22 protein-coding genes and 1 riboswitch are annotated in these 25,821 nt (G+C 59.0%); of the genes, 13 read left to right on the plus strand and 9 right to left on the minus strand.

Annotation, left to right across the window (positions count from 1 at the left end):
- Together ACB031_RS19410 and ACB031_RS19415 are read left to right on the plus strand one after the other, a co-directional pair.
- The coding region (locus ACB031_RS19410; RefSeq protein ID WP_371140084.1) for a hypothetical protein at nucleotides 1-211 on the plus strand (211 nt) is incomplete at its 5' end.
- Nucleotides 212-545: 334 nt separating this feature from the next.
- Nucleotides 546-1,040 carry an RNA-binding protein gene (locus tag ACB031_RS19415; protein WP_005306971.1) on the plus strand — a complete coding sequence of 165 codons (495 nt, stop codon included), beginning with the start codon at nucleotides 546-548 and terminating at the stop codon, nucleotides 1,038-1,040.
- A gap of 18 nt (nucleotides 1,041-1,058) precedes the next feature.
- Here the strand turns inward: ACB031_RS19415 and murI are convergent, their stop codons facing one another.
- From murI to ACB031_RS19430, 3 genes are all read right to left on the minus strand, one after another.
- On the minus strand, nucleotides 1,059-1,853 hold the full coding sequence (murI, locus tag ACB031_RS19420; RefSeq protein ID WP_005306974.1) for a glutamate racemase: 795 nt from the start codon (nucleotides 1,851-1,853) through the stop codon (nucleotides 1,059-1,061).
- Nucleotides 1,854-1,958: 105 nt separating this feature from the next.
- Nucleotides 1,959-3,836, minus strand: coding sequence for a TonB-dependent receptor domain-containing protein (locus ACB031_RS19425; RefSeq protein ID WP_371140085.1), 1,878 nt, complete (start codon nucleotides 3,834-3,836; stop codon nucleotides 1,959-1,961).
- Between the two features lie 51 nt (nucleotides 3,837-3,887).
- A riboswitch (cobalamin riboswitch) is annotated at nucleotides 3,888-4,066 on the minus strand.
- A gap of 35 nt (nucleotides 4,067-4,101) precedes the next feature.
- Nucleotides 4,102-5,004, minus strand: a complete 903-nt coding sequence (locus tag ACB031_RS19430; RefSeq protein ID WP_362850178.1) for a LysR family transcriptional regulator — start codon at nucleotides 5,002-5,004, stop codon at nucleotides 4,102-4,104.
- Nucleotides 5,005-5,115: 111 nt separating this feature from the next.
- On the opposite strand from ACB031_RS19430, the gene ACB031_RS19435 reads away from it, so the two are divergent.
- The 4 genes from ACB031_RS19435 to ACB031_RS19450 all read left to right on the plus strand — a co-directional run bounded on the left by ACB031_RS19435 (nucleotide 5,116) and on the right by ACB031_RS19450 (nucleotide 8,042).
- On the plus strand, nucleotides 5,116-6,042 hold the full coding sequence (locus tag ACB031_RS19435; protein WP_005306982.1) for a sodium-dependent bicarbonate transport family permease: 927 nt from the start codon (nucleotides 5,116-5,118) through the stop codon (nucleotides 6,040-6,042).
- A 4-nt stretch (nucleotides 6,043-6,046) separates the two neighbouring features.
- Nucleotides 6,047-6,349 (plus strand): P-II family nitrogen regulator, encoded by a 303-nt coding sequence (locus tag ACB031_RS19440; RefSeq protein ID WP_005306985.1) that lies wholly within the window; start codon nucleotides 6,047-6,049, stop codon nucleotides 6,347-6,349.
- A 62-nt stretch (nucleotides 6,350-6,411) separates the two neighbouring features.
- On the plus strand, nucleotides 6,412-6,921 hold the full coding sequence (gene purE, locus ACB031_RS19445) for a 5-(carboxyamino)imidazole ribonucleotide mutase (protein ID WP_371140086.1): 510 nt from the start codon (nucleotides 6,412-6,414) through the stop codon (nucleotides 6,919-6,921).
- Nucleotides 6,918-8,042: a 5-(carboxyamino)imidazole ribonucleotide synthase gene (locus tag ACB031_RS19450; RefSeq protein ID WP_371140087.1), complete on the plus strand. Its 1,125-nt coding sequence runs from the start codon at nucleotides 6,918-6,920 to the stop codon at nucleotides 8,040-8,042. The genes purE and ACB031_RS19450 overlap by 4 nt, the downstream gene beginning before the upstream one ends.
- 74 nt (nucleotides 8,043-8,116) lie before the next feature.
- On the opposite strand, the gene ACB031_RS19455 is transcribed toward ACB031_RS19450, so the two are convergent.
- From ACB031_RS19455 to ACB031_RS19465, 3 genes are all read right to left on the minus strand, one after another.
- The gene (locus tag ACB031_RS19455) at nucleotides 8,117-9,307 is read right to left on the minus strand and encodes an MFS transporter (protein WP_005306992.1); all 1,191 of its coding nucleotides are present in this window, start codon (nucleotides 9,305-9,307) and stop codon (nucleotides 8,117-8,119) included.
- A 109-nt stretch (nucleotides 9,308-9,416) separates the two neighbouring features.
- Nucleotides 9,417-10,148 (minus strand): LytTR family DNA-binding domain-containing protein, encoded by a 732-nt coding sequence (locus ACB031_RS19460; RefSeq protein ID WP_279973125.1) that lies wholly within the window; start codon nucleotides 10,146-10,148, stop codon nucleotides 9,417-9,419.
- Nucleotides 10,149-10,194: 46 nt separating this feature from the next.
- A complete protein-coding gene (locus ACB031_RS19465; protein WP_010635661.1) occupies nucleotides 10,195-11,868 on the minus strand; it encodes a sensor histidine kinase in 1,674 nt (557 codons plus the stop codon).
- Between the two features lie 173 nt (nucleotides 11,869-12,041).
- Between ACB031_RS19465 and ACB031_RS19470 the strand changes: the two genes are divergently transcribed.
- Entirely contained in the window at nucleotides 12,042-12,482 is a 441-nt protein-coding gene (locus tag ACB031_RS19470; RefSeq protein ID WP_017766465.1) for a hypothetical protein, read from the plus strand.
- Between the two features lie 39 nt (nucleotides 12,483-12,521).
- On the opposite strand, the gene ACB031_RS19475 is transcribed toward ACB031_RS19470, so the two are convergent.
- Together ACB031_RS19475 and ACB031_RS19480 are read right to left on the minus strand one after the other, a co-directional pair.
- A complete protein-coding gene (locus tag ACB031_RS19475; protein WP_324002644.1) occupies nucleotides 12,522-16,109 on the minus strand; it encodes an ATP-binding protein in 3,588 nt (1,195 codons plus the stop codon).
- Between the two features lie 2 nt (nucleotides 16,110-16,111).
- A complete protein-coding gene (locus tag ACB031_RS19480) occupies nucleotides 16,112-16,735 on the minus strand; it encodes a response regulator transcription factor (protein ID WP_017780358.1) in 624 nt (207 codons plus the stop codon).
- Between the two features lie 601 nt (nucleotides 16,736-17,336).
- On the opposite strand from ACB031_RS19480, the gene ACB031_RS19485 reads away from it, so the two are divergent.
- The 5 genes from ACB031_RS19485 (at nucleotide 17,337) to ACB031_RS19505 (ending at nucleotide 23,498) form a co-directional block, all read left to right on the plus strand.
- Complete coding sequence (locus ACB031_RS19485) at nucleotides 17,337-17,909, plus strand: common pilus major fimbrillin subunit EcpA (protein WP_010635658.1); 573 nt, start codon at nucleotides 17,337-17,339, stop codon at nucleotides 17,907-17,909.
- Between the two features lie 58 nt (nucleotides 17,910-17,967).
- A complete protein-coding gene (locus ACB031_RS19490) occupies nucleotides 17,968-18,630 on the plus strand; it encodes a hypothetical protein (protein WP_371140088.1) in 663 nt (220 codons plus the stop codon).
- An 80-nt stretch (nucleotides 18,631-18,710) separates the two neighbouring features.
- Complete coding sequence (locus ACB031_RS19495; RefSeq protein ID WP_010635656.1) at nucleotides 18,711-21,155, plus strand: fimbrial biogenesis outer membrane usher protein; 2,445 nt, start codon at nucleotides 18,711-18,713, stop codon at nucleotides 21,153-21,155.
- 4 nt (nucleotides 21,156-21,159) lie between these two features.
- The gene (locus tag ACB031_RS19500) at nucleotides 21,160-22,785 is read left to right on the plus strand and encodes a hypothetical protein (protein WP_026141427.1); all 1,626 of its coding nucleotides are present in this window, start codon (nucleotides 21,160-21,162) and stop codon (nucleotides 22,783-22,785) included.
- A 23-nt stretch (nucleotides 22,786-22,808) separates the two neighbouring features.
- The gene (locus tag ACB031_RS19505) at nucleotides 22,809-23,498 is read left to right on the plus strand and encodes a fimbria/pilus periplasmic chaperone (RefSeq protein WP_371140089.1); all 690 of its coding nucleotides are present in this window, start codon (nucleotides 22,809-22,811) and stop codon (nucleotides 23,496-23,498) included.
- Between the two features lie 43 nt (nucleotides 23,499-23,541).
- On the opposite strand, the gene leuE is transcribed toward ACB031_RS19505, so the two are convergent.
- Nucleotides 23,542-24,180 carry a leucine efflux protein LeuE gene (leuE, locus tag ACB031_RS19510; protein ID WP_371140090.1) on the minus strand — a complete coding sequence of 213 codons (639 nt, stop codon included), beginning with the start codon at nucleotides 24,178-24,180 and terminating at the stop codon, nucleotides 23,542-23,544.
- Nucleotides 24,181-24,454: 274 nt separating this feature from the next.
- Here leuE and ACB031_RS19515 point away from each other — a divergent pair, with 274 nt between their 5' ends.
- Nucleotides 24,455-25,675 (plus strand): MFS transporter, encoded by a 1,221-nt coding sequence (locus ACB031_RS19515; RefSeq protein WP_017780352.1) that lies wholly within the window; start codon nucleotides 24,455-24,457, stop codon nucleotides 25,673-25,675.
- Nucleotides 25,676-25,821: the final 146 nt, after the last annotated feature.

Consider the following 25,821-nt stretch of genomic DNA (forward strand, 5'->3'; position numbering starts at 1 on the left):
CGTTGCTTTGGTCACTTCATCAGACATTGAAAATCAAAAATTGTTTTTGATGCTCGATGCTGTGAGTGCCCACACAGATTGCTTGATTCAAATTGTTAAAGAGCGTGGCGCTTGTCGCGCTGAGGTGGCGTATAATACCTTCCTCACTTCGAAAGTCAAGCGCTTGTTTTCGCTTTTCTTTCGGCGCTGGCTTCACGAGGAAGCGAGCTAATCAGGTTGGCGTGTTCTGCCGTGCTGGTGAGGGCGCATTATAGGGAGGCGCGTCGCGATGACAAGGCTTTTTTTGAAGAAAGTCACGGAAATCTCAAATTATCCAATTAGAAACAGCTTACTCAGTGTATATATACAATGTTATCCACAACCCAATGATTTCAGACCCCTTTTATCATCATTTAAGTGGGTCTTCCTCCCGCAAGGGATGCCATACTGGAACGGATAATGTGTCCCGAATGGTCCATGGTAGCGCCCGGCTGGAAAGCTGGTTACCATGGAGGTGAATAGAGTGTTGCACCTTTTTTGCTTTCATTTACAAAAGGTCTTTAAAGATGAATTTATCCAAGTTTCCCGTTTATGTGCAGGCAGCCATCCTTGCCCTGGTGTTGGCACTGGTTGGTTATCTGGTTGCCCAGGCACTGCAATTTTCTTTGAAAGCCGAAGTGATTTTTGCTGTGGGTCTGGCCATCGGCGGTTTCGTTGTACCGCTGTTCCTCAACAACCGTGCGCCCGCCGGCGCCACTGAACAGGCCTCCAATCAGGAGACCTGCACCTTATATGTAGGCAACCTGCCATACCGGGCCAATGAGATAGCCGTGCGTGAACTGTTTGCCGAACAGGGCCAGGTGATCTCTGTCCGTCTGATGAAGGACAAGGCCACCGGCAAGCGCCGGGGATTTGGTTTCGTAGAGATGCCTGCTGCGGACGCCGCCAAGGCGATCGCCGCGCTCAACGACAAGGAGTATCAGCAGCGCACTCTCAAGGTGCGCGAAGCCAATGACAAGCGGGATAAAGATGAACGAGAAGGCAACGAGGTTGACGCCTGATCGGCAACCGATCGTTTGTTAGAACCTGACCTCTTCGAGTGATGACAGCCCCCAAGCTTGCAAGGGGGCTGTCAGTTTCTGGGTCTGGGCATCCAGCCGGGTGCAATAGGCGCTCCCCCCGACATCTTCCATCCGCGTCGGTGTCGTGACCAAACCAGTCAACAGGTGCGCCACCCGTTTGGCAACCGCACTGCCGGAATCCACCAGTTGGCACGCGGGCATCAGCTGCCGTATCTCTTCATCCAGCAACGGGAAATGGGTACAACCCAACACCAGGGTATCCGGATGCTCTTCCCCTTCCAGCCAGTCTGCCAGCACCTCCCGCAACAGCGCCATATTGACCGGCAGACCCGCCAGCTTGCGTTCGGCCTCGATGACCAGCTCGGTCGCCCCCTTGAGCAACACTCGCTTGCCCGGCGCAAACTGGGCGATAAGCTCGTGGGTGTATTCACGGCTGACGGTACCCGGTGTCGCCAGCAGACCGATGCAACCGTTGCGGGTAAGCGCGGCCGCGGGCTTGATGGCAGGCACCACCCCTACCACGGGAATAGCCAGAGCCTCGCGCAGGGCAGGCAGCGCTATGGTGCTGGCGGTGTTGCAGGCGATCACCACCAGATCGATATGATGACGAGCCACCATGGTAGTGACCAGTCGGGTGCAGGCAGCAATCAGGGCAGGCTCGCTCAGCTCACCATAGGGGAAGTTGGCGTTGTCGAAGCAATAGAGATAGTTGTGTGCCGGCAATGCGCGGCGGATCTCGCGGTAGATGGTCAGCCCACCCATACCGGAGTCGAACACGAGAATATTGGCCACTTGAGCTCCCCTTTGGTGCAAGGCGGCGATCATACTCCCGCCCACCGCCAATAGAAAAGGCCCCACCAATGGCGGGGCCCCTCATTTATACAATCACGGTCGGGATCAGAGTGAGTAGTCGACCGTCACGTAATAGGCACGCTCGTCGGCCGGGTAGCCCACCGCAGTCTGGTACTCCTTGTCCAGCAGGTTGTTGATCTTGCCGGAGACCTTCCAGGAAGGCGCGACCTGATAACCTACTGCCAGGTTCCAGACACTGTAGCCCCCCAGCTGGGTCGTGTTGGCCGCATCGCCATAGCGCTCGCCCTGATAGATCCAGCTCAGGGAGCCATCGAACTGCTGCCACTGTGCCTGGGTCACCCACTTGGCCCCCTTGCGGGAGATCAGCTGCAGCTGTTTGTCGGTCACCTTGTCCTTGGGATCCTTGTACTCGGCAGAGACCCGGTGGCTCAGCCAGCCAGTGTCAAATTCCCCTTCCAGCTCGATACCTTCGATCCGCGCCTTGCCAACGTTCTGAGGACTCCAGAGGCTGTTGGAATCACTCGGATTAGTGGGTGCCCACTGGATCATCTGCTCGAAGTCGTTTCGATAACCGGTCACACGCCACTCGACGCCGGCAGTCTGGCCATCGAGCATCAGCTCGCGGCTCTTCGACTCTTCCGGCTTCAAGTCAGGGTTGCCTGAGCTCGGGTAGTAGAGGTCATTAAAAGAGGGGGCGCGGAAGCCGGTGCCGTAACGGGCACTGAGGCGATAATCCTCCGCGAAGCGCCAACCAGCCCCGCTCTGCCAGGTGTTGTGACGACCAAACTGCTTGTTGTCGTCACTGCGACCGCTCAGCTCGGCCTGCCACGTCTGGTTGTCAAACTGGGCCAGAGCATAGAGCCCGGTGTTGTCGCGCTCGTCGGCATCGCTCGGAAAGGCGGTGCCGGAGGAGCGGGAACTGGCATCCAGCATGTCGCGCTGCCAGTCGGCGCCGCCACCCAGGGTCCAGTTCTCGTCCAGCTTGACGTTGTTGACCCAGTTCAGGGTGTACTGACCGGTATAGAGCCGGTCAGTGGCCTGATCGCGGCCGCTGCTGTCCGGGTAGTCGTAGGCATCCTGTTTGGAGAAGGCACCGCGCAGTTCGCTCAGGTAACGCTCGTCGTGATAACGGGCCCCCAGCTGGTAGCTCTGGTTCTCGGTCCAGGTTTCGTTGCGCTGATGGTAGGCCGGACCCCAGGCAGAAGCGGCGGACGATCGGTCGTACTGGGCAATGTTGCGGAACCAGCGGGTCGTGCCGAACAGATCCCAGTTGCCGGTCAGCGCATGCTGATAGTCCAGCATGGCGTTATAGCCCCGGTGACCGTGCTTGTCGCCATCGTTCACCCCTGCGATGGGGTGGACGTTGTAGCCGGTCTCGTCATCGAAGCCCACGGCAACCTTGAGCTGGCCAGCTTCACCGATCTGGCTGGCGCTGCTGAAGGCGGCCTGGCGCTGTTTGCGGGAGCCGGCACCGACATTGAATTTGTGCTTGTTGGTCGCGGGATCGGGACGGGTGATGATGTTGATCACCCCGCCGATGGCATCCGAACCATAGATAGTGGCACGCGCGCCGCGGATATATTCGATGCGCTCCACCTGATTGAGCGGCAGGTTGTTGAGCTCCGTCATCCCGGCGGTCAGAGAGGCGCTACGCACCCCGTCCACCAGCACCAGGGTCTGGGAAGAAGTGCCGCCACGCACCCGCAGCGAGCTCAGCTGGCCACGGCCACCATTGCTCACCACTTCCACGCCGGGCAGGGTCTTGACCACATCGGTCACGGTCTGGGCTTGCAGACGGTCGATCTCGTCACGGGTCACCACGTTGACGGGAGCCAGCACACTGGAGGCAGGTTGGGCGACACGGGTGGCGGTCACCACCATGGTGGGGTTGACGGGAATGGTCAGTGGCTGGGCAAAAGCCGCCGTTGGCAACAGGGCAGCCGCCAATAATTTCTTGGACATGAGAGATCCTTAAGTTCGCGTAAGCATCTACTTCGTGGCCGGTTTCTCTCGGCCCGAAATACGAACTTTGGCAGGTCTTCGGGCTGGGGGGCTGATGGCCTACGGCGACGGCTTCCCACCTGACGGCAGTGCCCTGATGTCGCTTCGTTCCCCCTTACCGCTGCGCGCCAGCTCCGGATTTTCACCGGATTCCCTATTAAGCATGATGCGCCAAAGCGGGAGGATTATAGGCAGGGCGGAGGTGGATGTATAGCCATCCAGATTTCTATTTCTTACCACCCAGCGCCGCCAACCGCTGCTTAGCTCCCTCCATCACCGCCTGTACGCCGGGATGGGAGAGGTGACGACCGGCCGACACCAGATAGTAGGAGAGCGTCACTTCGGCCAGGGTTGCAATCCGTTCGACACCGTAGAGTCGCGCGATCTCGTCGGCCATGGCCAGCGGCGCCGGAAAGATCCCCATCCCCGCCTTGCCAAACGACTTCATCAGGGTCGAATCGTCGAACTGGCCGACCAGATGGGGATGGATACCCTGCTGCCGATACCAGGCCAGCAAGCTGTCATGGGTCGCCGACTTCTCCCCCGGGATCAGCAGCGGCAGCCCTTCGAGGGAGGCAGGAAAACCCTGCCGCGCCCGGGCGGCCAGCTCGGGGCTGGCAAACAGCGCCAGCGGGCTGCGTCCCAGCTCGTGGTTGTAGCCGCGTACCCCGCTGTCGGGGGGGAGCGGGCGATCGATCAGCACCATGTCCAGCTTGTGGCTGGCCAGCTCGCTGAACAGCTGTTCCGCCCGCTCTTCATGGCACACCAATCGCAGCGGGGTGGCCAGCGCCATGGCGGGCGCCAGCAGCTCGAACGCCAAGGTGCGGGGCACGGAGTCGGCGATCCCCACCTGCATGGTCAGATCCTGGCTGGCATGGCGCAGGGTATGCTCCAGATCGGCGCCGAGCGAGAAGATGGCGCCGGCCTGTTCGAGGGCCTGGCGACCGGCGGCGGTCAGGGCAAGCCGCCGCCCCACCCGGTTGAACAGCGCTACCCCGAGGGAGAGCTCCAGCTCGGCCACCTGACCGCTGACGGTCTGCGGCGTGAGGTGCAACTGCTCGGCGGCCCGCGTCACACTACCGCTGCGCGCCACATGCCAGAAGTAATAGAGCTGTTTGTAGTTGAGCATCGGGCCCCTTATCAGTTTTTACCGAACAATCATCAATCAAAATCTGATTTTATCGAAACATCTTGCACTCTAGCATGCAACCACCCTGTGAATTGCCTCCTGCGAACTCCCATGCTGGATGTTGTTGTACTCTTTTTCCTGTTTGGCCTGCTGGCCGGTCTGGTGCGCTCCGAGCTCAAGCTGCCGCCCGCGCTCTACGATACTCTCTCCCTCTTTCTGTTGCTGGCCATCGGCCTCAAGGGCGGCGTCGGCCTGGCGCAGCAATCACTGCAACCGTTATTACCGCAACTGGCACTGGTGATCCTGCTCGGCATGCTGCAAACCCTGGCCGGGTTTGCCGTGTTGCGCCTCAAGATGAACCGGGTAGATGCCGCCGCCACCGCCGCCCACTACGGCTCGGTCAGCGTGGCGACCTTTGCGGTCGGCGTGAACTGGCTCACCGAGCGCGGCATCAGCTTCGAATCCCAGCTCTCCATCTTCCTGGCGGTGATGGAGATCCCCGCCATCCTGGTCGGCATAGTGCTGGCCCAGGGGGTGAGCCGGCAGACCCGCTGGCGCCGGTTGGCCCATGAAACCTTCCTCGGCAAGGGGGTCACCCTGCTGCTGGGCGGCATGGCCATCGGCTATCTGGCCGGTCCCGACGGGATTGCCCCGCTCAAACCCCTGTTCGTCGACCTGTTCAAGGGGGCGCTGGCCCTGTTCCTGCTGGAGATGGGCCTCATCGTCGCCCGCCAGTGCCAGGACCTGCGCCGCCACGGTCTGTTCCTGCTCGGCTTCGCCCTGCTGATGCCGCTCGCCTCGGCTGGCCTCGGCCTGGTGATCGGTCAGCTGATGGGGCTCTCCCTCGGGGGCCTGACCCTACTGGCCACCCTGGCAGCCAGCGCCTCCTATATCGCCGTGCCGGCCACCATGCGCATCGCCGTCCCTCAGGCCAATCCGGGCCTGTCGCTCAGCGCCGTACTGGGGGTCACCTTCCCGTTCAACATCATGCTGGGGATCCCGCTCTACCACAGCTGGGCCCGCCACTTCACGGAGTAGCCACATGCAGACCGAGATCCGCACCCTGCTCACCGTCATCACGGAAGCGAACCTGGAACCTACCCTGCTGCGCACCCTCACCCGCGAGGGGCTGCGCGGCTACACCATCACGGATGCCAGAGGGCGCGGCGACCACGGTGAGCGCAATGCCAGCTGGAGCGAGAGCGGCAACATCCGGCTGGAGGCGATCTGCAGCCGCGAACAGGCGGAACGCCTGCTCGCCCACCTGCAGAGTCGCTACTACCCCGACTATGCCATGGTCGCCTTTTTGCAACCGGTCGAAATCGTGCGACCCGAAAAATTCTGAGCCGGCTTGCCGGCTCTTTTTGCCAACCAGAGACAAACGTTTGACTGCAAGGAGTCATAGCCATGAACACCCCTCCCCTGATCGGCCTGGTAATGGGATCCGACTCCGACTGGCCCGTGATGCAGGCCGCCGCCCGCATCCTCAAGGAGCATGGCGTCCCCTATGAGGCGCGCGTGGTCTCGGCCCACCGCACCCCGGATCTGCTGTTTGAATATGCAGCCAGCGCCCGTGAGCGTGGCCTGCGCGCCATCATCGCCGGGGCCGGCGGCGCCGCCCACCTGCCGGGCATGGTGGCCGCCAAGACCACCCTTCCGGTGCTGGGTGTGCCCATCCCGACCCGCCAGCTCAAGGGGATGGACTCCCTGCTCTCCATCGTGCAGATGCCCAAGGGGGTGCCGGTCGCCACCTTCGCCATCGGCGAAGCGGGTGCCGCCAACGCCGGCCTGTTCGCCGTATCCCTGCTCTCTGTCGCCCAAGATGGCGACGCTCCCCGTTATCACCAACAGCTCGACGGCTTCCGTGCCAAGGAGCGCGACCGAGTGCTGGCGCTCACCCTAGAGGAGCCGGCATGATACTGCCACCCGCCACCCTCGGTATGCTGGGGGGCGGCCAGCTCGGCCGCTACTTCGTGATGGCCGCCCACCGCCTCGGCTACAAGGTGGTGGTGCTGGATCCCGATCCCGCCAGCATCGCCGGTGCGGCTGCCGATCACCATATTGTCGCCGCCTATGACGACCCGGCGGCGCTGCACGATCTGGCCAGCCGCTGCGCCGCCGTCACCTGCGAGTTCGAGAACGTGCCGGCCACCGCCCTGGCCCTGCTGGAGCAGTACCAGCCGGTACGCCCGGCCGCCGGTGCCGTGCGCATCTGTCAGGATCGCCGCGAAGAAAAGGCCTTCCTGAGCAGAGCCGGCATCCCGGTCGCCCCCAACCAGACCCTGCAGCCGGGCGAGCCGCTGCCCGAGCTGCCGGATCACCTCTTCCCCGCCATCCTCAAGACCGCCCGCGAGGGGTACGACGGCAAGGGGCAGTGGACCATTCAGGCCGCCGACCAGCTGCCGCCAGCGCTGGCCGCAAGCGGCGTCCCCTGCGTGCTGGAGAAGCGCCTGCCGCTGGAGGGTGAGTTTTCCCTGACCCTGGCCCGCAGCCCGAGCGGTGCCATCGGTGCCCTGCCACTAGTGCAGAACTGGCACAGCGGCGGCATTCTGGATCAGACCCGCTCCCCGGCCAACGTACCGGCCCTGGAGTCCGATGCCAGACGCATCGCCGAGCAGTTGATCGCCGCCCTCGACTACGTCGGCGTACTGACGGTGGAGTTCTTCCTGGTGGCAGGCAAACTGCTAGTCAATGAGCTGGCGCCACGCCCTCACAACTCGGGCCACCCCAGCCTCGACAACGCCGAGTGCAGCCAGTTCGAGCTGCAGGTGCGCGCCCTGTGCGATCTGCCGCTGCCCACCCAGGTCGCCGTGCGCCCCGCCATGCTGCTCAACCTGCTGGGGGATCTCTGGCAGGCCGGTACGCCAGACTGGGCCGCCCTGCTGGCACTGCCCGGCGTGCATCTGCACCTCTACGGCAAGGGAGAACCCCGTCCCGGCCGCAAGATGGGCCATGTCACCATCACCGCCGCCGACTGGCCAACGGTGGAAGAGACCTGCCAGCGGGTGCGCCAGCTGTTGGGGCTGCCGCCACACTGAGCCCTGAGCCGCGCACAAAAAAAGACCCGGGCCTGGCCCGGGTCTTTTCATTGCTTGCTGCGGTAAGAAGGTGATCAGGCCCGTTCGACCGATACCGGCGCCGGCAGGCGGATGGTGAGGGAGAGCACCAGCGCCACCACCAACAACACCAGGATCAGGTTGAAGGTCGCCATGAAGCCGCCGAACAGGGAGGCCACGATGGAGCCGATGATGCTGCCCAGACCAAAGCCCAGATAGATGACGCCGTAGTTCTTGGTCAGGTTGTTGAGACCGAAGAAGTCGCTCACCAGCGAGGGGTAGACTGTGATGGTGCCGCCGAAACTGAACGCCACGCAGGCCACCGCCACGAAGAACAAGTTGGCATTGAGCGGCACGAACAGCAGCAGCGCCATGCCGGCCAGGGTAATCAGCTGGGCGATGGTGATGACCCGGATACGGGACATCTTGTCGGAGAGGATACCCAGCACCAGCCGGCCACCCAGGTTGGCCATGGCGATGATGGCGACGGCGTTGGCGGCGACCACGGCCGGCAGGCCCACCATGTTCTCGCCGATGTCCTTGGCCACGCCGATGACGTAGAGACCGCTCATGCAGGCAGTGAGGAACATCAGCGCCAGCATCCAGTACTGCGGCTTGCGCATCGCCTCGGCCAGGGTGAAGTCGCGGCTCTCGCTCTGCTGCACGGCGGCGGCCTGCTTGGGCGCATCCTTCATCAGCATGCCACCCACCAGCACCATGGACATGGCGATCAGCCCCCACAACTGGAAGGTGGTCTCCAGGCCGTTGCTGGAGAGCAGCAGCAGGTTGATGTACTTGAAGCCCAGGCTGCCGAGGCCATAGGCGCCGATGGAGCAGGCGGAGATGAGCCCCTTGCGCTCCGGGAACCACTTCACACAGTTGGAGAGGGTCATCAGGTAGCCGGTACCGTCGGCAAAACCGACCAGGATACCGGCGCAGAGGTAGAGCATCGCCAGGTTGCTGGCGTGGGCGGTGAGAAAGAAGCCGATGCCGAGCAGCACGCCAGCACCCAGGGTGACGTTGCGCACCCCGAACCGCTCCTGCAGCTTGCCCGCCAGGGAGGAGGCCACCGCCAGGGAGAGGCTGAGCAGGCCGAAGGCGAAGGCGACCTGGCTCACCGGCTCGTCCAGCTTGTCGGAGAGCTGGGCGTTGAACAGGCTCCAGGTGTAAACGGATCCCAGCGCGAACTGGGTGATGATGGTCCCCAACAGGGTGAGGTAGCGGGTGCGATTCAGATCGATGGTCATGATGCGTCTCGGTCAATGGCCTTAAGGAAACTGGGGCCACTATAGGCAAGACGCCACTCCCGCCGACCGATTAAGGCATGAAATGCAGATCGGCGGGAATGAATGACAATCAGAGCCGCATCAGCTGACGGAACGCCTTGATGTTGCTGCGGCTGACCGGCACCTCGAACGGCAGGTCATGGAGCCGGATGAGATAGGTGCTGTTGAACCAGGGCACTATCTCGCGGATCTTGTTGATGTTGACGCAGTAGGAGCGGTGGCAGCGGAAGAACCCCTCGGCAGGCAACCGGCTGACGAACTCGCTGAGGGTCATGGTCATCACGTAGCGATCATCGCGGGTGTAGACATAGGTGAGCTTCTCGTCGGCTTCCGCGTAGTAGATCTGTTCGCAGGGGGTGACGATGATGCGCTCCCCCTTCACCAGATTGACGGTGCGATTGTGCGGCGTGCCCGATTCGTTCCCCTGCCCCGTCTGCGACTTGCCCGCCAGCTCGAGCTTTTGCAGCAGGCTGATGAGGCGCGGCTCGTTGTAGGGTTTGAGGATGTAGTCGAACGCCTCCAGCTCGAACGCCTCCACCGCAAACTCCTTGTAGGCGGTAACGAAGACGATGTGGGGCGGATGGCTCGACTTGTGCAGATTCTTGGCCAGCAGCAGGCCGTCGATGGAGGGGATCTGGATATCCAGAAACACCACATCCACCTCGTGATCCTGCAGGTATTTGAACGCCTCCAGCCCGTCCTCGAAGCTCGCCACTATCTCGATCTGGCTGTGCTGATTCACCAGATAGATGAGCTCCTCGCGGGCGAGGTATTCGTCTTCCACTATGATGGCTTTCAGCATGACAACGCCTCTCGCAGCACACACTTATCCTCAATCATGATGGCACTCAGCATGGCATCGACTCCTGATCCGGTAGATAGAAACTCACTTCGGTACCCGGCTCCAGCCGCTTGAGGTGCAAGCCATCGCCATAGAGCAGCTTGACCCGCTGATGCACGTTCATCAGGCCGATGCTGCGGCTTTCCACCCGACCGGCGGCGACCCCGTCGATCACCTCCTGGCTGATGCCGTAACCGGTATCGCGCACCGCTACCCGAATGCCGCCCGCCAGCTGCTTCACCTCGATGGTGACCCGACCCGGCGCACTGCGGGGCTGGATGCCGTGCAGGATGGCGTTTTCCACCAGCGGCTGCAACAACAGGCTCGGCACCTGGATGTGCACGTCGTCCACCTCGAATACCACCTCCAGCTTGTCGCCGAAGCGGGCCTGCTCGATGGCCACGTAGTCGCGCACCTGCTGCAGCTCCTCCTGGATGTCGATGAGGGTGTCCCCCTTGTTGAGGTTGTAGCGCAGGTAGTCCGCCAGATTGGCGATGAGCTGGCGCGCCTGCTGGGGCCGAATGCGGATCAGCGACGAGATGGCATTGAGGGCGTTGAACAGGAAATGCGGGTTGATCTTGCTCTGCAACGCGGTGAACTCCGCCTTGCGGGTCATCTCCTTGAGCTGCTCGATGCGCGACACCTCCATCTGGGTGGAGATGAGCTGGGAGAGGCCCACAGCCATCTCCTTGAGAGAGCTTGTGATGCTGTGGGTGCGGCGGTAGTAGATCTTGAGGGTGCCGCTGACGGCGCCGTTCTCCCGCAGCGGAATAATGATGACCGAGTGGAAATCGGAGAGGTGGTACTGGCGCAGATCGTTGTTGATGATGATCTGGTCCAGCAGCACCGCCCGCTGGGTCATGGCACTGATGGCGTGGTGCTCGTCCAGCTCGTAGTAATCCTTGCCCACCCCCACATAGGCCAGCACGTCGCGGGTGTCGGTGATGGCCACCGCATCGGCGCTGATCTCGCTGCGAATGATGCCGCACACCTGGCTCAGGGAGTGGCGATCGATGTTCTGGAAAAACGGCAGCGTCTTGTTGGCAATGTCCAGCGCCAGCTTGGCTTGCTTGGCGGCGATCAGCTCCTTCTCGTCATCCAGGTCCTGCACCAGCTTGATGATGAGACCGATGCAGAGCGCCCCGGCGATCATCGGATAGGCGATGTGGCTGACGATCTCCACCCCCACTGCATGGGGCTCGGTCAGCTGCCAGATAAGCAGCATGGTCAACCCCTCGCAGGCCATCCCCGCCAGGATGCCGTACAGCCAGAGCCGCGACTTGCGGCAGCGCAGGTGCAGCCAGGTCGCCAGCAGGCCGGCGATGATGCTGGCGATGAGACACGGGATCGAGGTGTGACCGTCCATGTCGATGAGATAGCGGTGCAGCCCCGAGATGACCCCGGCCGGAATGCCGACCCAGGGGCCGAACAGGATGCCACCCGAGATGATGGCGATGATCCGCACGTTGATGAGAGCCCCCTCCACCGGAATGCCGGTGTAGGTGCTGAACACCGCGAACAGGCAGAAGATGGCGGCCACCAGCACCAGCTCGGCCGGGGTGTGGTCCCGCTTCTGGAACAGCCGCTGGAACGGCCGGGTGCGGGTCAGGAAGAACAGGGTCATCAGCATCAGCGCCGCCCGTTCGAACACCGCCAACAACATCATCTGATTTTCGAGCAAAACAGGGATTCCGTATCTATGACTAAAGGGAGGACAAGGCGAGGGATCATACCCCGTATCCCGTGTCAGCTCATTCCGAATAGTGGGTTCCAGATTAAGCTTTGCTGCTGACGGGTCGATAGATGAGTGACCCCCTTGCAGCGGGGTAACCTCGATATCCAGGAGATAATCATATGTCTCAGAAAGGAGTTCTGGTGGCACTACTGGCTGGTTGCTGCGCGATGGCGGCTCAGGCCGGCACGCAAACCTATCAGCTCAATTGGCCCGCCACCGCCAGCAAGAGTAGCGGGATGGAAATCTCGCTCACCCACCCGGGCCAACAACCCGTCAATTCCGCTTCCACAGCCAACCCTATCCAGACCGAAGCCATCAACCTCAGCAATCCTGATTTCAACACCACTTACCAATTGCAGGCACGTACCCTGTATGCCAGTTTGCCCGCACAGGCAGGCGCCGACTTCAAGCTGGCGCTCAATGGCCAGTCACTGCCACGACACCATGCCCAGCCCCTGACCCAGGCCACCCGCTACTTCCTGAGCTATCAGGCCCCGGCCGCCAAACCGGATCAAACCGGTGAAGCCGCCTACGAGCTGCTGGTCTACTGGCACGGTTGACCCTCCATGAAGGCATGTTGAACATGCCTTCATTTTTATTTACCCCGGTTCGGACTGCATTCGCACCATGGCCTGTCTGACAATGCCATAGGCATGCTGCAACTGCAGTAAGGCCGTCGGCAACCCCTGTCGTTGCAGTTCGCCGGATTCTATCTCGCCACACACGGCAACCAGTGTCATCGCTCCCATGATCCTGGCCCCCCCCTTCAGCCGGTGGACATAATCCAGAAAACCAGCCAGATCATCAGCTTCAGCCGCTTGCTGCAAACCCAGCAGATCATCGTCGCTGGCACGCACAAACTCACTCAGCAAGGGTTGCATCAACGCGGGCTGGTTACCGGTCAATGGCCCGAGACTCTGCTTTATTCCCTGCATGCAACTGACAATTCTGGACTGCTCTTCCCGTTGTATATGTCGGCACAGACAACGCTCAAGCTCTTCCAGCCCGACCGGCTTGAACAGGCAGTCGTCCATGCCGGCTGCCAGCCCCTCACTGACTTGCTCCTGGCGAGCATCCGCCGTCAGCCCGAGGATAAGACAACGATGAGCGCCAGTGTCCTGCTCCAACCCCCGGCATTGCCGTGTCAATTCGAAACCATTCATGCCGGGCATGTTGAAGTCGGTGATCATCACGTCAAAAGGTGTGTGGGCAAACAGTGCCAGCGCTTCGGCACCCGATTCGGCAGCCGTGGCCTCATGCCCGAGGTATGCCAGTTGCTGGCTGACCAACAGACGGTTGGTAGGGTGATCGTCCACTATCATGACCCGCAACCGTCGGCTGTACTCGGCTACAGCCACCACATCCACGGCCGACTCCTGCTCAGGTGCGACAGCCAGTGGCAATTTCATCTCTATGCTGATGCAAGTACCGCGTCCAGGCTCACTCTCAAGCTGCAGTGAGCCCCCCATGGATTCACAAAGAGAGCGAGCGATCATCAACCCAAGTCCGGTGCCGGAGCGCTGGATGTGCTCTGGCTGGCTGGCCTGGCCAAAGGGTTGGAACAGCCTGGCTTGCTCCGCAGGCGCGATCCCGATGCCCGTATCCCTGATCACCAGATACAAGGTGCACCATCCATCGCTGGTTTTTGATTGCAACTCGACCTGCACCGATCCCTGTTCCGTGTACTTGATGGCATTGCTGACCAAGTTGGAGAGGATCTGCTTGTAGCAAAGGCCGTCGATCTGCACCCAACGGGGATCGTCGGCGACGAACTCCAGTTGCAGATTTTTCTGTCTGGCCAATGCATTGAAGACGGTGACGACAGCACCGGTCAGCGCAACAATGTCATGGGGCTCAGGCATCAGTTCGAGTCGGCCCGATTCAATTTTTGAAATATCGAGAATATCGCCAATCAAACTGAGCAGGTCATTGGCCGAACCATGAGCAATGGTGAGCGACGACTTGTCCTCCTCATGCAACCTGCCACGGCGCAGAGTCAGCTCCAGCAACCCTATGATTGCATTCATGGGAGTGCGGATCTCGTGACTCATGGTTGCCAGAAAAGTCGACTTGGCTCGATTGGCCTCCTGGGCATCCTGGCTGGCCAGAGCCAGCTCATCCAGCAAACGCTGGCGCTCACTGACATCGATCCAGCCGCCAATTCCCCCTTGTACATTACCTTCCAAGTCATAATAAGGTTGCACCCAATGGTAGACATCCACGGCGCCAGTTGGCATGGGCAGGCGATGATCGCCCTGATGAGTGCAACGCACCGCACGAGCCGTGCTCAGGTCCTCAAACAGAGGGGCCATAAAGGGCCAGCGCCGACAATCCTCCTCCATACTCGACCCCAGCAAGCGATGTTTCTCATCGCCGAAGAAACCGGCATAACTGCTGTTGCAGAGAATCAGCCTGCCCTCCCTGTCCCGGGCATAAATGGGATGGGGCGTTCCATCCACCAGGTCTTCGATGAACTTGAGCTGAGCACTCAAAGCCATCTCGGCAACCCGACGCTGGCGTACCTGTTTGTGTAAAGAGAGGCCCCAGAGACTGACCCAGATGGTCAACAGCAGCACCAATACAATGAACACCGCAAACTCTCGCACAAACTCCTGCCAAGTAATCGCTTCCTGCTGGGAGCTCACGCGCCAACGGTTGGACAGCCCTTCCAACTCATCCGGCGGTATGATGGTGATCACCTTGTCCAGAATATCGCGCAATATTTGACGATCGGGAGCAACGGCAAAGGCCGCACCTATCGGAATAGAATCAAACAACTCCCCCGTTATCAGCAGGCTGTCAGGAAACTTGCTGTTGATGTAGTACTTGGCCACCCGCAACGGCAACACGGCTACATCGCAGAGCTCGGTCGCCACGCATCGCAAGGCATCCTCAATCCGGTCAAATTGCCTGGTGGCCAGCTTGCCATATCTCTCCGCGATGGCCTGCTCCGAGATAAAGTCCCGGATCATGGCGACGGTGCCGGACCTCAGCAGCGTCTCTGGCGGGCTCGCCTCATGCTGTATGCCAACCACATATGACAGGGGATCAAGCACAAAAGCGCGACTGAACAGATAACGATGTCGACGCTCCGCAGACGGGCTCAACACGGCAACATCCACCAACCCGCCATCCAGCAGTTGCTGCATCTGCTTTGGTGTTTTGACCGGCACCACTTCGATTTCGATGCCCAATTTGGCTCTCAAAACCTGCAGCAGATCGGCAACGACACCATGCAAGGTATCGTTGATATCGAGGAAGCTGAGTGGCGGCACCCCGCTGTTGACTGCAATCCGGACTTTTTTCTGCTGGCCCAACCAGGCCCACTGCTCACTAGTCAGCCCAACCTTGCGGGCCCCTATCGATAAGCCGCCACCATTCCAACGTTTGGCTATTTCTTCACGCTTACCATCAAATATTTCACCCAAGGCAATATTCAATATTTTCCTGAGGCGCTGGTTTTTTTTCTCAAGGGAGAACGAAAAACCATGCGTATCAATATATAATGGTCTAGATAACTGAATGCTATCCTGATAAAACTTATTGACGATGAAATTACCAGAAATCATGTCTATCATGACGGCATCGACTTGGCCATATGCCACTGCAGATAACGCACTATAACGAGAGGGATATATCTTTATTTTAACATCAGGCAAGTATCGCATTATATCTATGGCTGGCAGATAATACTCCGGGATGGCCACCGTTCTTATATCACGCTCCTTTACGTGAATGTTTTTATATATGGCTGGATCATCCGGCATATATTTATCAGTCAGTAATAATTGCTGCTCTTCCTCATAGGAATTTGAGGTACTCAGCAAGTCGATCTCTTCCCTCTTGAGCGCATCAATGGCCGCCGCGCGAGAGGGATAGGTCTTTACGACGATCTCGACATGCAACAGGTGGCTCAACATACCGGCTATGTCGGCAGTGACCCCTTCATAGGCATTGGCACGCAAGGTGATATCCATCGGGGGATTGTCTGGCCTGGGTACTCCGAGCAGCAGTCGACCACGATTTCTCAGCCACAACCAATCTTCCGCATGCAGAGGCAGGCTCCGTTTCTCGAGATACTCGCTATCATTGCGCGCATAGATGTGCAGCAGCTCTGTCTCCAGCTCATGGGCAAAGGAACAGAATGTACAAAGGCTGACCAGTATGGTCGTGAAAAATTTTATCATGCTCACAACAACTCTTGGCGCCTGGCCAGACTGATCAGGTCAACCATGTTAGTTACATTAAGTTTTTGCATGAGCCGGGTCTTGTATGTACTGACTGTCTTTTCACTGAGTAACATATTTTCGGCAATATGCTTGTTGGTGTGCCCCTGGCATATCAAAAGCAGGACACTCATCTCTCTGTCAGAGAGTGTAGACAGCAGATCAGCACGATCCACCTCGTGGGCATGCCTGGCTCCAGCAATAATATCTCGAGGAAAATAGAGCTGACCTTTTTTTATTTTATCAAGGGCGGCATTTAATAATGAAAGGTCATCAAGCTTGGATATGAATCCATCCGCACCAGCCTGTAGGCAGCGTACCATAATATGATGTGTAGCTTGTCCAGATAATATTACCACCTTGATGGCGGGATCCATATCCTTCAACCTCTTGATGACCTCTATACCATCCAGCCTGGGGATTCCTATATCTAGAACAACCATCTCAGGTTTATTTTTTCTAGCTAAAGAGATAGCATCAACACCATTATCAACTTCTGCCAGAATATGATGGCCCGCCTGTTTCAATAAAATATTAACGGCCATTCTTATCGCTGGATGGTCATCGACTATTAATATTTTTGCCATATAGTTACCTATCCTTAACCCGTTTGATTCTGCATATAGTAACTACAAAATCAGTGCGTGTACCATATGACACTTAAATATTAATGATATGTTACACACATCTGTGGATTGCGGGTTTCATTACTTATAAACAAATTTAATTATGCCTTTTTACATATAATCATCAGACACTTACAAACAGATATATTCCTTTGAATCTCTATTTTGGCTTGCACTATTTCCAGCACTTCACTCTCATCTGAGATAACCCACCAACGCACCGGTTCATCTGGTTAAGGTAAGCACCAAAATACTTAAAAATCAAAATCATAAGAAAAATAAACCCCCATGCTCATCATGGGAACAAGGTCTATTTTAAGTTGCAGGTCATAACCATCTTTTAAGACTTTTCCTACACAGCATTAGATCGATCCAAACAGGTCGGGCCGCTATCTTGATTGACGAAAAGATGAGCTGGTTGATGGAGCTTTATGCTTCGGCAACTGGCAAAGCCGTCTGGACAAACAAGTCCGGCAAGATGGAAAGCGGACGCACCCCGGGTGCGTGAAATCAAAAGGGTGGCTAAACGCCCCCTATCAGGAAATGTGTAGGAAATATAAAGATGAAAAAGACTCTGATTGCACTGGCAGTGACTGGTCTGGGCTTTGCCGCCACAGCTCAGGCTGCCGTTGAAGCATCCGCGGTTGCCACCTGGCAGGCAACCGCCAAAAAAGACACCACCTCCGAGCTGGTTGTCACTCCGCTCTCCAGCCTCTCCTTCCAGTATGCCGAGGGGATCAAGGGGTTCAACACTGTCAATGGCCTGTTCGATGTTGCCATCAAGGGGGATGCCAGCGCGACCTCCTTTACCCTGAAAGCCAAGAAGCTGAATGGCACCCTGAACCATCTGGGTGGTAACTCCACCGTCGATGTGGGCGTGTTGTGGGGCGGTGCACCGGTCAGCACCACGGCCTACACCACCCTGATCGATACGGCGGCAGGCATCAGTGGCGGCAACCTATCTCCCATAGCCCAAGGTTTCAAGGAAGACACCCAACGAACCACGGCGCAGGGATCCTTCAGTTTCAACATTGAGAGTGCGACCGCCAACGGCAGCACAGCCACCTTTGAAGCTCTGCCCGATGGCCTGTGGAGCGGTGAGGTCAACGTCGAATTCGTTGCCAACTGGGCCTGACACCTCGACACATATCACTCGGGGCCCTGCGGGGCCCTTTGTATTCACAGGAGATGACATGAACCCGAAGATGCTGTTGGCATGGATGCTGTTTATCCCCGGAACAAGCCAGGCGATCAACGTCGGGTCGGTAACCACCTTTATTGATGCTGGCAGTCAGGATGTCGCCAAAGAGATCGAGAACGCCAGCGATCAGGCCAGGCTGGTCACCATTACGGTCACGCGTATCTCCTCCCCGGAGGAGGGCGGACAAGAGATGCCTATGGAGGTGGACGGCGAACTCATGCTGTCGCCGAGCCGGCTGATGTTGCCTGCCAACGCCAAGAACAACGTGCGGTTCTTTTACAAGGGCCCGCAGGATGGCAAGGAGCGTTATTACCGTATCCGCTGGCTGGATACCGCACTGTCGATGGACGACCAGCGCAATGAGCGCCGCCAAGCCATCGCCACGACCTCGGCCCAGATAGGCACCATCCTGGTGGTCACACCACGCCAGCAGAAGTTTGATTACCTTCTGCAGGGTAACGTTCTGATCAACAAAGGGAACGCCTCATACCGCACGGTGGCCTATGGCACCTGTCTGAAACAGCGCCAGGAGCAGTGCAAGGAAACCTATTACGACCTGCCGGGTAAACAGCGTCACTTCCGCCAGGTCGACCTTCGCGATCCAAAGAGCCATGTCGGCCTCTGGCTGGGCCAGGAATTCGTCGTCATCAAATAACCCTTATGTGCTGGTACTACCCCACCACCCGGTCGAGTGGCGGTGTTGTTTTGCCGAAATTTGAAACCATGGTGTGTGATATGTTGAAAAAAGCCTGCCTGTTGCCAGCCTCATTGCTGATCGTGATGTCAACCTCGGCCAGCGCAGCAGCACCACTGAAAATTGCCAACGTCATCATTCCTGCCAGCTTTGCCAGCGCACTGGCAGAAGGCATTGCCGTACCGGTCAGACTGCAGTACCGGGATCAGGCGTTGGCACTCGATACCACCACCGAAGAGTCCATAGGCAACGCCACGCTGATCCTGCGGGACGGCGCCCTGCATCTGCTCAACCTGGACTTCAATCAGGGACAGAGCGAAGTAGCCCTGCGCCAGGAGCTGGTGGATCTGCTGCAACAGAATCAGCTGCGAACCTTCTCCAGCGACGGACGCTTGGTCATCAACGACAGCGCCACCCTGCAGCTCGATCTGATCGCCATGCTGCTGACCATACAGGTCACCAAGGCCGCCTTTGGTGAGAAACGCATCAGCGCGGCCAAGACCAGCCTGACCCCCACCGTTGAAACACTGACCAGCGTCAACCGTTACAATCTGGGCTACTCCTTTGCCAACAGCCACCAGGCGGGCAGTACCAGCACCAACTTCGCCCAGCTCAACAGTCTGGTGGGGTACAGCGAACACCATCTGGATCTTGATGGCTCTCTCTACAATCTGGGGGAAACAAACCAGAGCGGCTCACTCTATCGCGCCATGTATGAGCGGGATATCGAAGATCGCCGCTTTGCGACCGGCATGGTATCGACCTGGGATCTCCAGACCCTGGGGGGCGTATCAGCCCTGAACGCCGGCCGGATCTACGGGCTCTCTTACGGCAACCAGGCGCGCTCACGCACCATCAACGAGAGCGAGTCCACCACTCCTGTCCAGGTTTTCATGCCCTCGGCAGGCGAGGTCCGGGTTTATCGGGATGGCAAGCTGATCGGCCTGCAGAATTTCTCTATCGGCAATCACAAGATCGATACCAGCCGCTTCCCTCATGGTTCCTACAGCGTCACGGTCGAGGTCCATATCGACGGTCGTATGACGGAGTCCAGCAATCAGCGCGTCACCAAACTCAACAACAACCTGGGCTTCGATCAGGAGTGGGGCTGGCAGTCATGGGGCGGACTGATTGAAGCCAGCCTGGATGGTACCCGCTCTCCCCTGCTGGGGCTGTCGCTGGCTCGTACCTTCGACACCACCAATCTGACTCTGACTGGCTATGGCTTCAAGGATGCCCTGGTCAGCGAAAGCCAGGCCAGCTGGCAACTGACCGACAGAATCAGTACCCAGCTGCAGGGGATGCTGGCCTCGGATACCTCCTGGCGAGTCTCGTCCGGCGTAACGGCGCAGGTACACGACAACGTCTCGCTCTGGCTCAGTCAGGAAAAGCTCAACAGGGGCAACAAGCTGACCACGGCAGCCCTGGATCTCTATACCGCCGGCGTCAGCATCAACCTGAGCGGCTGGCATGACAAGCTGGGCAACCTCTCGTTCAACACCACGCACGACCGCGAACAGGGGAGTGACCGCAGTTATATCGACTATTACCAGGGCCTCTACTCCGGCCGTTATGGCCAGTTGTCGTTGCGCACCAGCCTGCAAAGCAGCAGCGCGACCCTGAGCGGGTTCAACAACAAGAGCCTGACACTGGACTACTCAATCCCGTTCGACAACCTGTTCAGTCTGGGCATGAGCAGCAATGAAGAGGGGCACACCACGGCCAATCTCAGCTATCAGCGGCGCATGGAAGGTTTCATCAATACGGCAACACTCAACGGCGCCAAAGTCATCAGTGGTGCGGAACAAAAAGAGCTGGCTCTCTCGGGCACCCTTGGCTTCGAAAACAGCGTGACGGGCGGCACCCTGACCCTGGGTCGCAACCATGGAGGCGACGTGAACGGCAACCTGGTTGCACGTGGCTCTGTCATCACCACGGGGGATGAAATCCTGGCTTCCAGCCAGAACCGCTCCGGCTCGGGCCTGCTGATCGATACCGGCATCGGCAAGAAGGGCAAGATGCTCGCCAAGATCAACGGCCAGGAGTACTCGCTGGAAGGCAGCAAGACCTTTGTCTCCCTCTCCCCCTTTCAGGAATACGAAGTGGAGCTGCTCAACAGCAAGACGACCAAAGACAGCTATGACATCAACACCGGCAAGCAGCGCTATACCCTGTTTCCCGGCAACGTGGCCAAGCTGGATGCAACCCGCTCGATCAAGGAGATGGTCACCGTCTTTGGCATCATCCGCGCCGAGGATGGCAGCGTGATCGCCAACGCCAGGATCGACAACCATATCGGTACCACAGTGACCAATGAGACCGGCGAGTTTTCACTGGATGTGGACAAGGCCAATCCGGTATTGAGCTTTAAACACGGCAACGAATTCTGTGAGGCAGAACTTGATCTGGCACAGCAGAGCGGTGCCGCCTGGGTCGGTGATGTGATCTGTCGCGGCCTGCCCACTTACGCCATGGCAAGAGGTTGATGGCATGAACATGACAAGAATAGGTATCTCGGCTTGCTTTATCGGCGGCATGCTTGCCAGTGCTGGCATCCAGGCCGCCGTCTCCAAAACCGTCTGGGGTGATGCGCCGCTACGCAATTTTCTGTTCATCGAAAACCAGGAAGACAACAACCTGTTTGTTGCCCCGACTGATGCCCTCGATCCCCGCCTTACCGGGGCCAACGCCTGGACCTCTCTCAAGGGCACCCGCCAGGTCAGCCTGGCTTATGTCGACAACGGCTATAACACCGACATCAATAACTGGAATGTGGACATGTGGGAAGAGGGGCCCATCAACCAGCCCTACATCAACCAACGCTGCATCATGAGCTACGCTCGCTGCGATCCCAATACGGCCGAGGCCGTCAACAAGCCTGCTGTAGTTGATGACAAGGGCTTCTACGGTCTGCTTGGCGCGGCAGCGGGTTGGGGCCATGCCAAGCTGAGCGCCAGTTTCTTCGACTACCTGAGAAGCATGCCGGTCGGCAGCAGACTGCTGCGTGAAATGAACCTGTGCGCCACCCTGGTCAGTTTCAACGCAGCCACAGGGGCGCGTTGCAAGGATCAGGCAAGTGGATACTGGTATGTTCGCAAGGTAGAACACAAGAAGGCGGGTCATATCAAGTTCACCCAAACCAACGCCATCAGCGAAGTGACCGTCGACAGCAATGGCAATCCCTATGTATTGCCAGGTTCCCGCGGCTGCGAAAACTATGTACTGAATAATGTCAGCGGAGTGCTGTGCCGCTTCCTCGATTACACCTTCATCGAAGATGGCAGCCAGACCTTCGATCCCATCTATCTGTTTACCAATATCAAGGATGCAGGCCTCAAGTCAGCCATCTCGGCCACCGATGTGCAAGTCACCGCCAACATGACCAACTGGGCTTGGAATGGCTATGACTACACGACGCGCTACCTGAAGAACCAGCAATCCGTATCCCTGTTTCTCTCGGGCAACTTCTTCAAGCAGGTCGTACGACTGGGTTTGCAGGATCGGCTGACCCGAGACCTGATCAACTTCAATATGCGCAATGCCCATGCCCCTGAAAGCGGCTATTACGAGTTCAGCGGCACCACGGAAATCATCATCAAGCCACGCCAGTTCAGCGTCTCCATCCTCTCGTCAGAAGGGATCACCAATCCCTATCGTGAGGGAGAGATCGGTAAAGACGTGCTGTCGTTTCAATACAATATTTCGGACAGCGGCCCGGTCTCGGCCGATGTGCTGGAGATGATCCTGGCCCAGGACAAGGGGAACCCTTATCAGGGCTACTGCACCTTCTATCCCGCCGATAGCCAGGAGCCCGAGAACGCGGTGCCCATTCCAGCCAGATTGGTGTTCGATTCCACCCGTTATGGCGCCAACTACCGCCATCCGATCGGCTGTGACCGGGTGCCGGTCGATATCAGGACGCTCGCCATCAAGGACAGCCAACCGGCCCACAACTGGGTGGACCCCAACGGCAATCCCGGCATCACCCGTTTCTATCTGCTCACACTGGACTTTGACCTGACCGATCCGAGGGCCGCACAAACCACGGAAGGCAGCATGTGGGAAGGAGAACGACACCAGAGCGGCACCCTGACCATCAAGGGCAGCTGGCGCTAGCAATCAACATGGATCTCAGGACAATGAAAAACTTGGCGCGCGGTTTGCCTCTGGGACTAACGACTCTGCTGCTGGCCGGCCCCCTGGCGTGGGCCATCGACATAGGTCCCATGACCGCCATCATGGAGCACGATGAAGAGTTCATCTCCCGCACCGTCACCAACAACGCCAGCACACCCAAGCTCTACGAGCTCGCGGCGTATCGCATCACCAGTCCGACGGCGGACGAGGCCATGCTGCCCATGGCCCCAGGCGAATTGTTGTTCGCCCCCAAGCGGTTTGTGTTGCATCCCGACCAGCGGCAGCACGTCAAACTCTATTACAAGGGGCCAGGTGATAGGCAGGAACGCTACTACAGGGTCGTTTTCACCGAAGTGCCGGCGGCACAGGCCGGTACACCCGATCACCCAGGCAAGCGCAGCTCGGTCGAGATGACCATAGCGTTGCAGTCCATCCTGGTGGTGAGACCACGCCAGGAACAGTTCGCATACCGCCTCGATCAGATGACGGGCAGCATCACCAATACCGGCAACAGCTTCTTTGAGTTCATGGTGAAACAGGGGTGTGATCAGCCGGACAGCATGGCAGACAGCAAATACCTGCTACCCGGCGAGACCTATCACAACCCCAAGATCCGTCAGCCAGGCAACCAGAAGTTGATCGTGCATCAATCCCGCTTTGTGCGGGTTGGCAAGGACTGTTGGCCGGATTAGTCACCTGCCACCAGGCGCCCGGGCTTGGGCAACGCCCTCACCATCAGGATGACAATGTGGCCAGCCGGGCGGCGAAGCCCATGAAGAATAGGCCGATGAGGCCGTTACCGAGTCTGGCGAGGCGTACCTTGCGTGCAAAGAAGCGGGCCATCAGGGTGCCGCCGAAGATCAGCAGGGTCAGATAGACGAAGCTCATGGCCTCCAGCATGCTCGCCAGCACCAGGTAGGAGAGCCAGGTGTGGGCATAGTTGAAGTCGACGAACTGCACGAAGAAGGAGACGTAGAACAGGATCGCCTTGGGGTTGGTGAGGCTTAAAGTAAGCGCCTTGGAGAAGTAGCGCTCGCCGTGCTCGACCACGGACGCCTGCCCTTCCCTCTTGGCGATGAAGTTGGCGTACAAGATCTTCACCCCGAGATAGAGCAGATAGAGGGCGCCGAGATAGCGCACCAGGGTGAACAGCAGCGGGGTAGTGCGAATGAGGGAGGCGATGCCCAGATAGGCGCAAAAGATCAGGATGGCGTCGCCGACGAAGACCCCGAGGGCCGCCTGGTAGCCCGGGCCGACGCCGCGGCTCGCCCCGGTGCGCAGCACATAAATCGAGTTGGGTCCCGGCGCTATGATGATGAAGAAGAGCCCGACCAGATAAGTCCAGACATTGATGACACCCAGGCTCTCAAACATGGCGCGCCCCTCTGGACTTGGAAAACAGCCCGCTCAGGCAGGTCCAGACGTTGATGACTCCCAGGCTCTCAAACATGATCCCTCCATGGCGGGTAGCGACCCACATAATGCGACGACGAGGTTTCTATACTAATCCTCCGCCCGCCGAGCACAAGCACCGAGCAATGATCCGTCATATCTGGACTGCACATCCCCGCACTCACCACTTTGTGGTGTCCAGATGCATCGGGATCAGGCATGTTAAGCCATATCCAGATTCACAGAACCCGCCCTCATGGAAAAGAGCCTCAGTACCGATCAACCACTCGCCGCCGCTGCCGCGCACGATGCCTTGAATCGCACCAGCTATCCGGTGATCGCCGCCATCAGCTTCTCGCATCTGTTGAACGACATGATGCAGTCGGTGCTGCTGGCCATCTATCCGCTGCTCAAGCTCGGCCTCAACCTGTCGTTCGCCCAGATCGGCCTCATCACCCTCACCTACCAGTTCACAGGTTCGCTGTTGCAGCCGCTCATCGGCCTCTACACCGACCGTCGGCCCATGCCCTATTCATTGCCGTTCGGCATGGGCTTTACGATGATCGGCTTGCTGTCGTTGTCGCAGGCAGCCAGCTTCGGTGCCGTGCTGCTGTCGGCCATGCTGATCGGTATCGGTTCGTCGGTGTTCCACCCGGAATCGTCCCGGGTCGCTCGCATGGCGGCCGGCAGTCAGCCCGGGCTGGCCCAGTCGCTGTTCCAGATCGGCGGCAACCTGGGATCGGCCATAGGCCCGCTGCTCGCCGCGCTGATCATAGTGCCACGGGGCCAGGGCAGCGCGGCCTGGTTCTCGCTGTTCGCCCTGGTCGGCGTCATCGTGCTCAGCCTGGTCGGACGCTGGTCCAGCCACCACGCCGCCAACTTCCACAAACGGATGAAGGCGCACCTCGGTCACGGTCTGAGCCGCCGCCAGATCGGCTGGTCGCTGACCATCCTCGGCCTGCTGATGTTCTCCAAATTCTTCTACATGGCCAGTCTCAGCAGCTATTACACCTTCTACCTGATGGACAAGTTCAGCCTGTCGCTGGACAGCGCCCAGCTCTATCTGTTCGCCTTCCTGTTTGCCGTCGCGGCAGGTACCGTGCTCGGCGGGCCGATCGGTGACCGCATCGGTCGCAAGCGGGTGATCTGGATCTCCATCCTCGGCGTCGCCCCCTTCACCCTGCTACTGCCCCATGTCGACCTGTTCTGGACCTCGGTGCTCTCGGTCATCATCGGCCTGATCCTGGCCTCGGCCTTCTCTGCCATCCTGGTCTACGCCCAGGAGCTGGTCCCCGGCAAGGTCGGCACCATCTCCGGCCTGTTCTTCGGTATCGCCTTCGGCATGGGGGGCATAGGGGCGGCTCTGCTCGGCCAACTGGCGGATGCCACCAGCATCGAAACCGTGTACCGGGTCTGCGCCTACCTGCCGCTCATCGGCCTGCTGACCGTGTTCTTGCCAACCCTTAGAAAGGGATAGCGGGCCACCCCGCGAGGAATGCAACCCATAAAAAACGCGGCCTGAGAGGCCGCGTTTGACGTGGATGAGAGCAAGGGTTGGTCAGCAGTACTGCCCGGCTACCCAGCCGCCGGGGCTACAGTCCCACTGAAAGTTGCCATCACAAA

The organism is Aeromonas sp. S8(2024) (assembly GCF_041403085.1).
GTDB lineage: Bacteria > Pseudomonadota > Gammaproteobacteria > Enterobacterales > Aeromonadaceae > Aeromonas > Aeromonas dhakensis.

What these genes read in the sequence shown, in the direction of transcription:
- ACB031_RS19415 (WP_005306971.1), top strand. Translation starts at nt 546, where the DNA reads ATGAATTTATCCAAGTTTCCCGTTTATGTGCAGGCAGCCATCCTTGCC.
- ACB031_RS19425 (WP_371140085.1), bottom strand. Translation starts at nt 3,836, where the DNA reads ATGTCCAAGAAATTATTGGCGGCTGCCCTGTTGCCAACGGCGGCTTTT.
- ACB031_RS19430 (WP_362850178.1), bottom strand. Translation starts at nt 5,004, where the DNA reads ATGCTCAACTACAAACAGCTCTATTACTTCTGGCATGTGGCGCGCAGC.
- ACB031_RS19435 (WP_005306982.1), top strand. Translation starts at nt 5,116, where the DNA reads ATGCTGGATGTTGTTGTACTCTTTTTCCTGTTTGGCCTGCTGGCCGGT.
- ACB031_RS19440 (WP_005306985.1), top strand. Translation starts at nt 6,047, where the DNA reads ATGCAGACCGAGATCCGCACCCTGCTCACCGTCATCACGGAAGCGAAC.
- purE (WP_371140086.1), top strand. Translation starts at nt 6,412, where the DNA reads ATGAACACCCCTCCCCTGATCGGCCTGGTAATGGGATCCGACTCCGAC.
- ACB031_RS19450 (WP_371140087.1), top strand. Translation starts at nt 6,918, where the DNA reads ATGATACTGCCACCCGCCACCCTCGGTATGCTGGGGGGCGGCCAGCTC.
- ACB031_RS19455 (WP_005306992.1), bottom strand. Translation starts at nt 9,307, where the DNA reads ATGACCATCGATCTGAATCGCACCCGCTACCTCACCCTGTTGGGGACC.
- ACB031_RS19460 (WP_279973125.1), bottom strand. Translation starts at nt 10,148, where the DNA reads ATGCTGAAAGCCATCATAGTGGAAGACGAATACCTCGCCCGCGAGGAG.
- ACB031_RS19470 (WP_017766465.1), top strand. Translation starts at nt 12,042, where the DNA reads ATGTCTCAGAAAGGAGTTCTGGTGGCACTACTGGCTGGTTGCTGCGCG.
- ACB031_RS19475 (WP_324002644.1), bottom strand. Translation starts at nt 16,109, where the DNA reads ATGATAAAATTTTTCACGACCATACTGGTCAGCCTTTGTACATTCTGT.
- ACB031_RS19480 (WP_017780358.1), bottom strand. Translation starts at nt 16,735, where the DNA reads ATGGCAAAAATATTAATAGTCGATGACCATCCAGCGATAAGAATGGCC.
- ACB031_RS19485 (WP_010635658.1), top strand. Translation starts at nt 17,337, where the DNA reads ATGAAAAAGACTCTGATTGCACTGGCAGTGACTGGTCTGGGCTTTGCC.
- ACB031_RS19490 (WP_371140088.1), top strand. Translation starts at nt 17,968, where the DNA reads ATGAACCCGAAGATGCTGTTGGCATGGATGCTGTTTATCCCCGGAACA.
- ACB031_RS19495 (WP_010635656.1), top strand. Translation starts at nt 18,711, where the DNA reads ATGTTGAAAAAAGCCTGCCTGTTGCCAGCCTCATTGCTGATCGTGATG.
- ACB031_RS19500 (WP_026141427.1), top strand. Translation starts at nt 21,160, where the DNA reads ATGAACATGACAAGAATAGGTATCTCGGCTTGCTTTATCGGCGGCATG.
- ACB031_RS19505 (WP_371140089.1), top strand. Translation starts at nt 22,809, where the DNA reads ATGAAAAACTTGGCGCGCGGTTTGCCTCTGGGACTAACGACTCTGCTG.
- leuE (WP_371140090.1), bottom strand. Translation starts at nt 24,180, where the DNA reads ATGTTTGAGAGCCTGGGTGTCATCAATGTCTGGACTTATCTGGTCGGG.
- ACB031_RS19515 (WP_017780352.1), top strand. Translation starts at nt 24,455, where the DNA reads ATGGAAAAGAGCCTCAGTACCGATCAACCACTCGCCGCCGCTGCCGCG.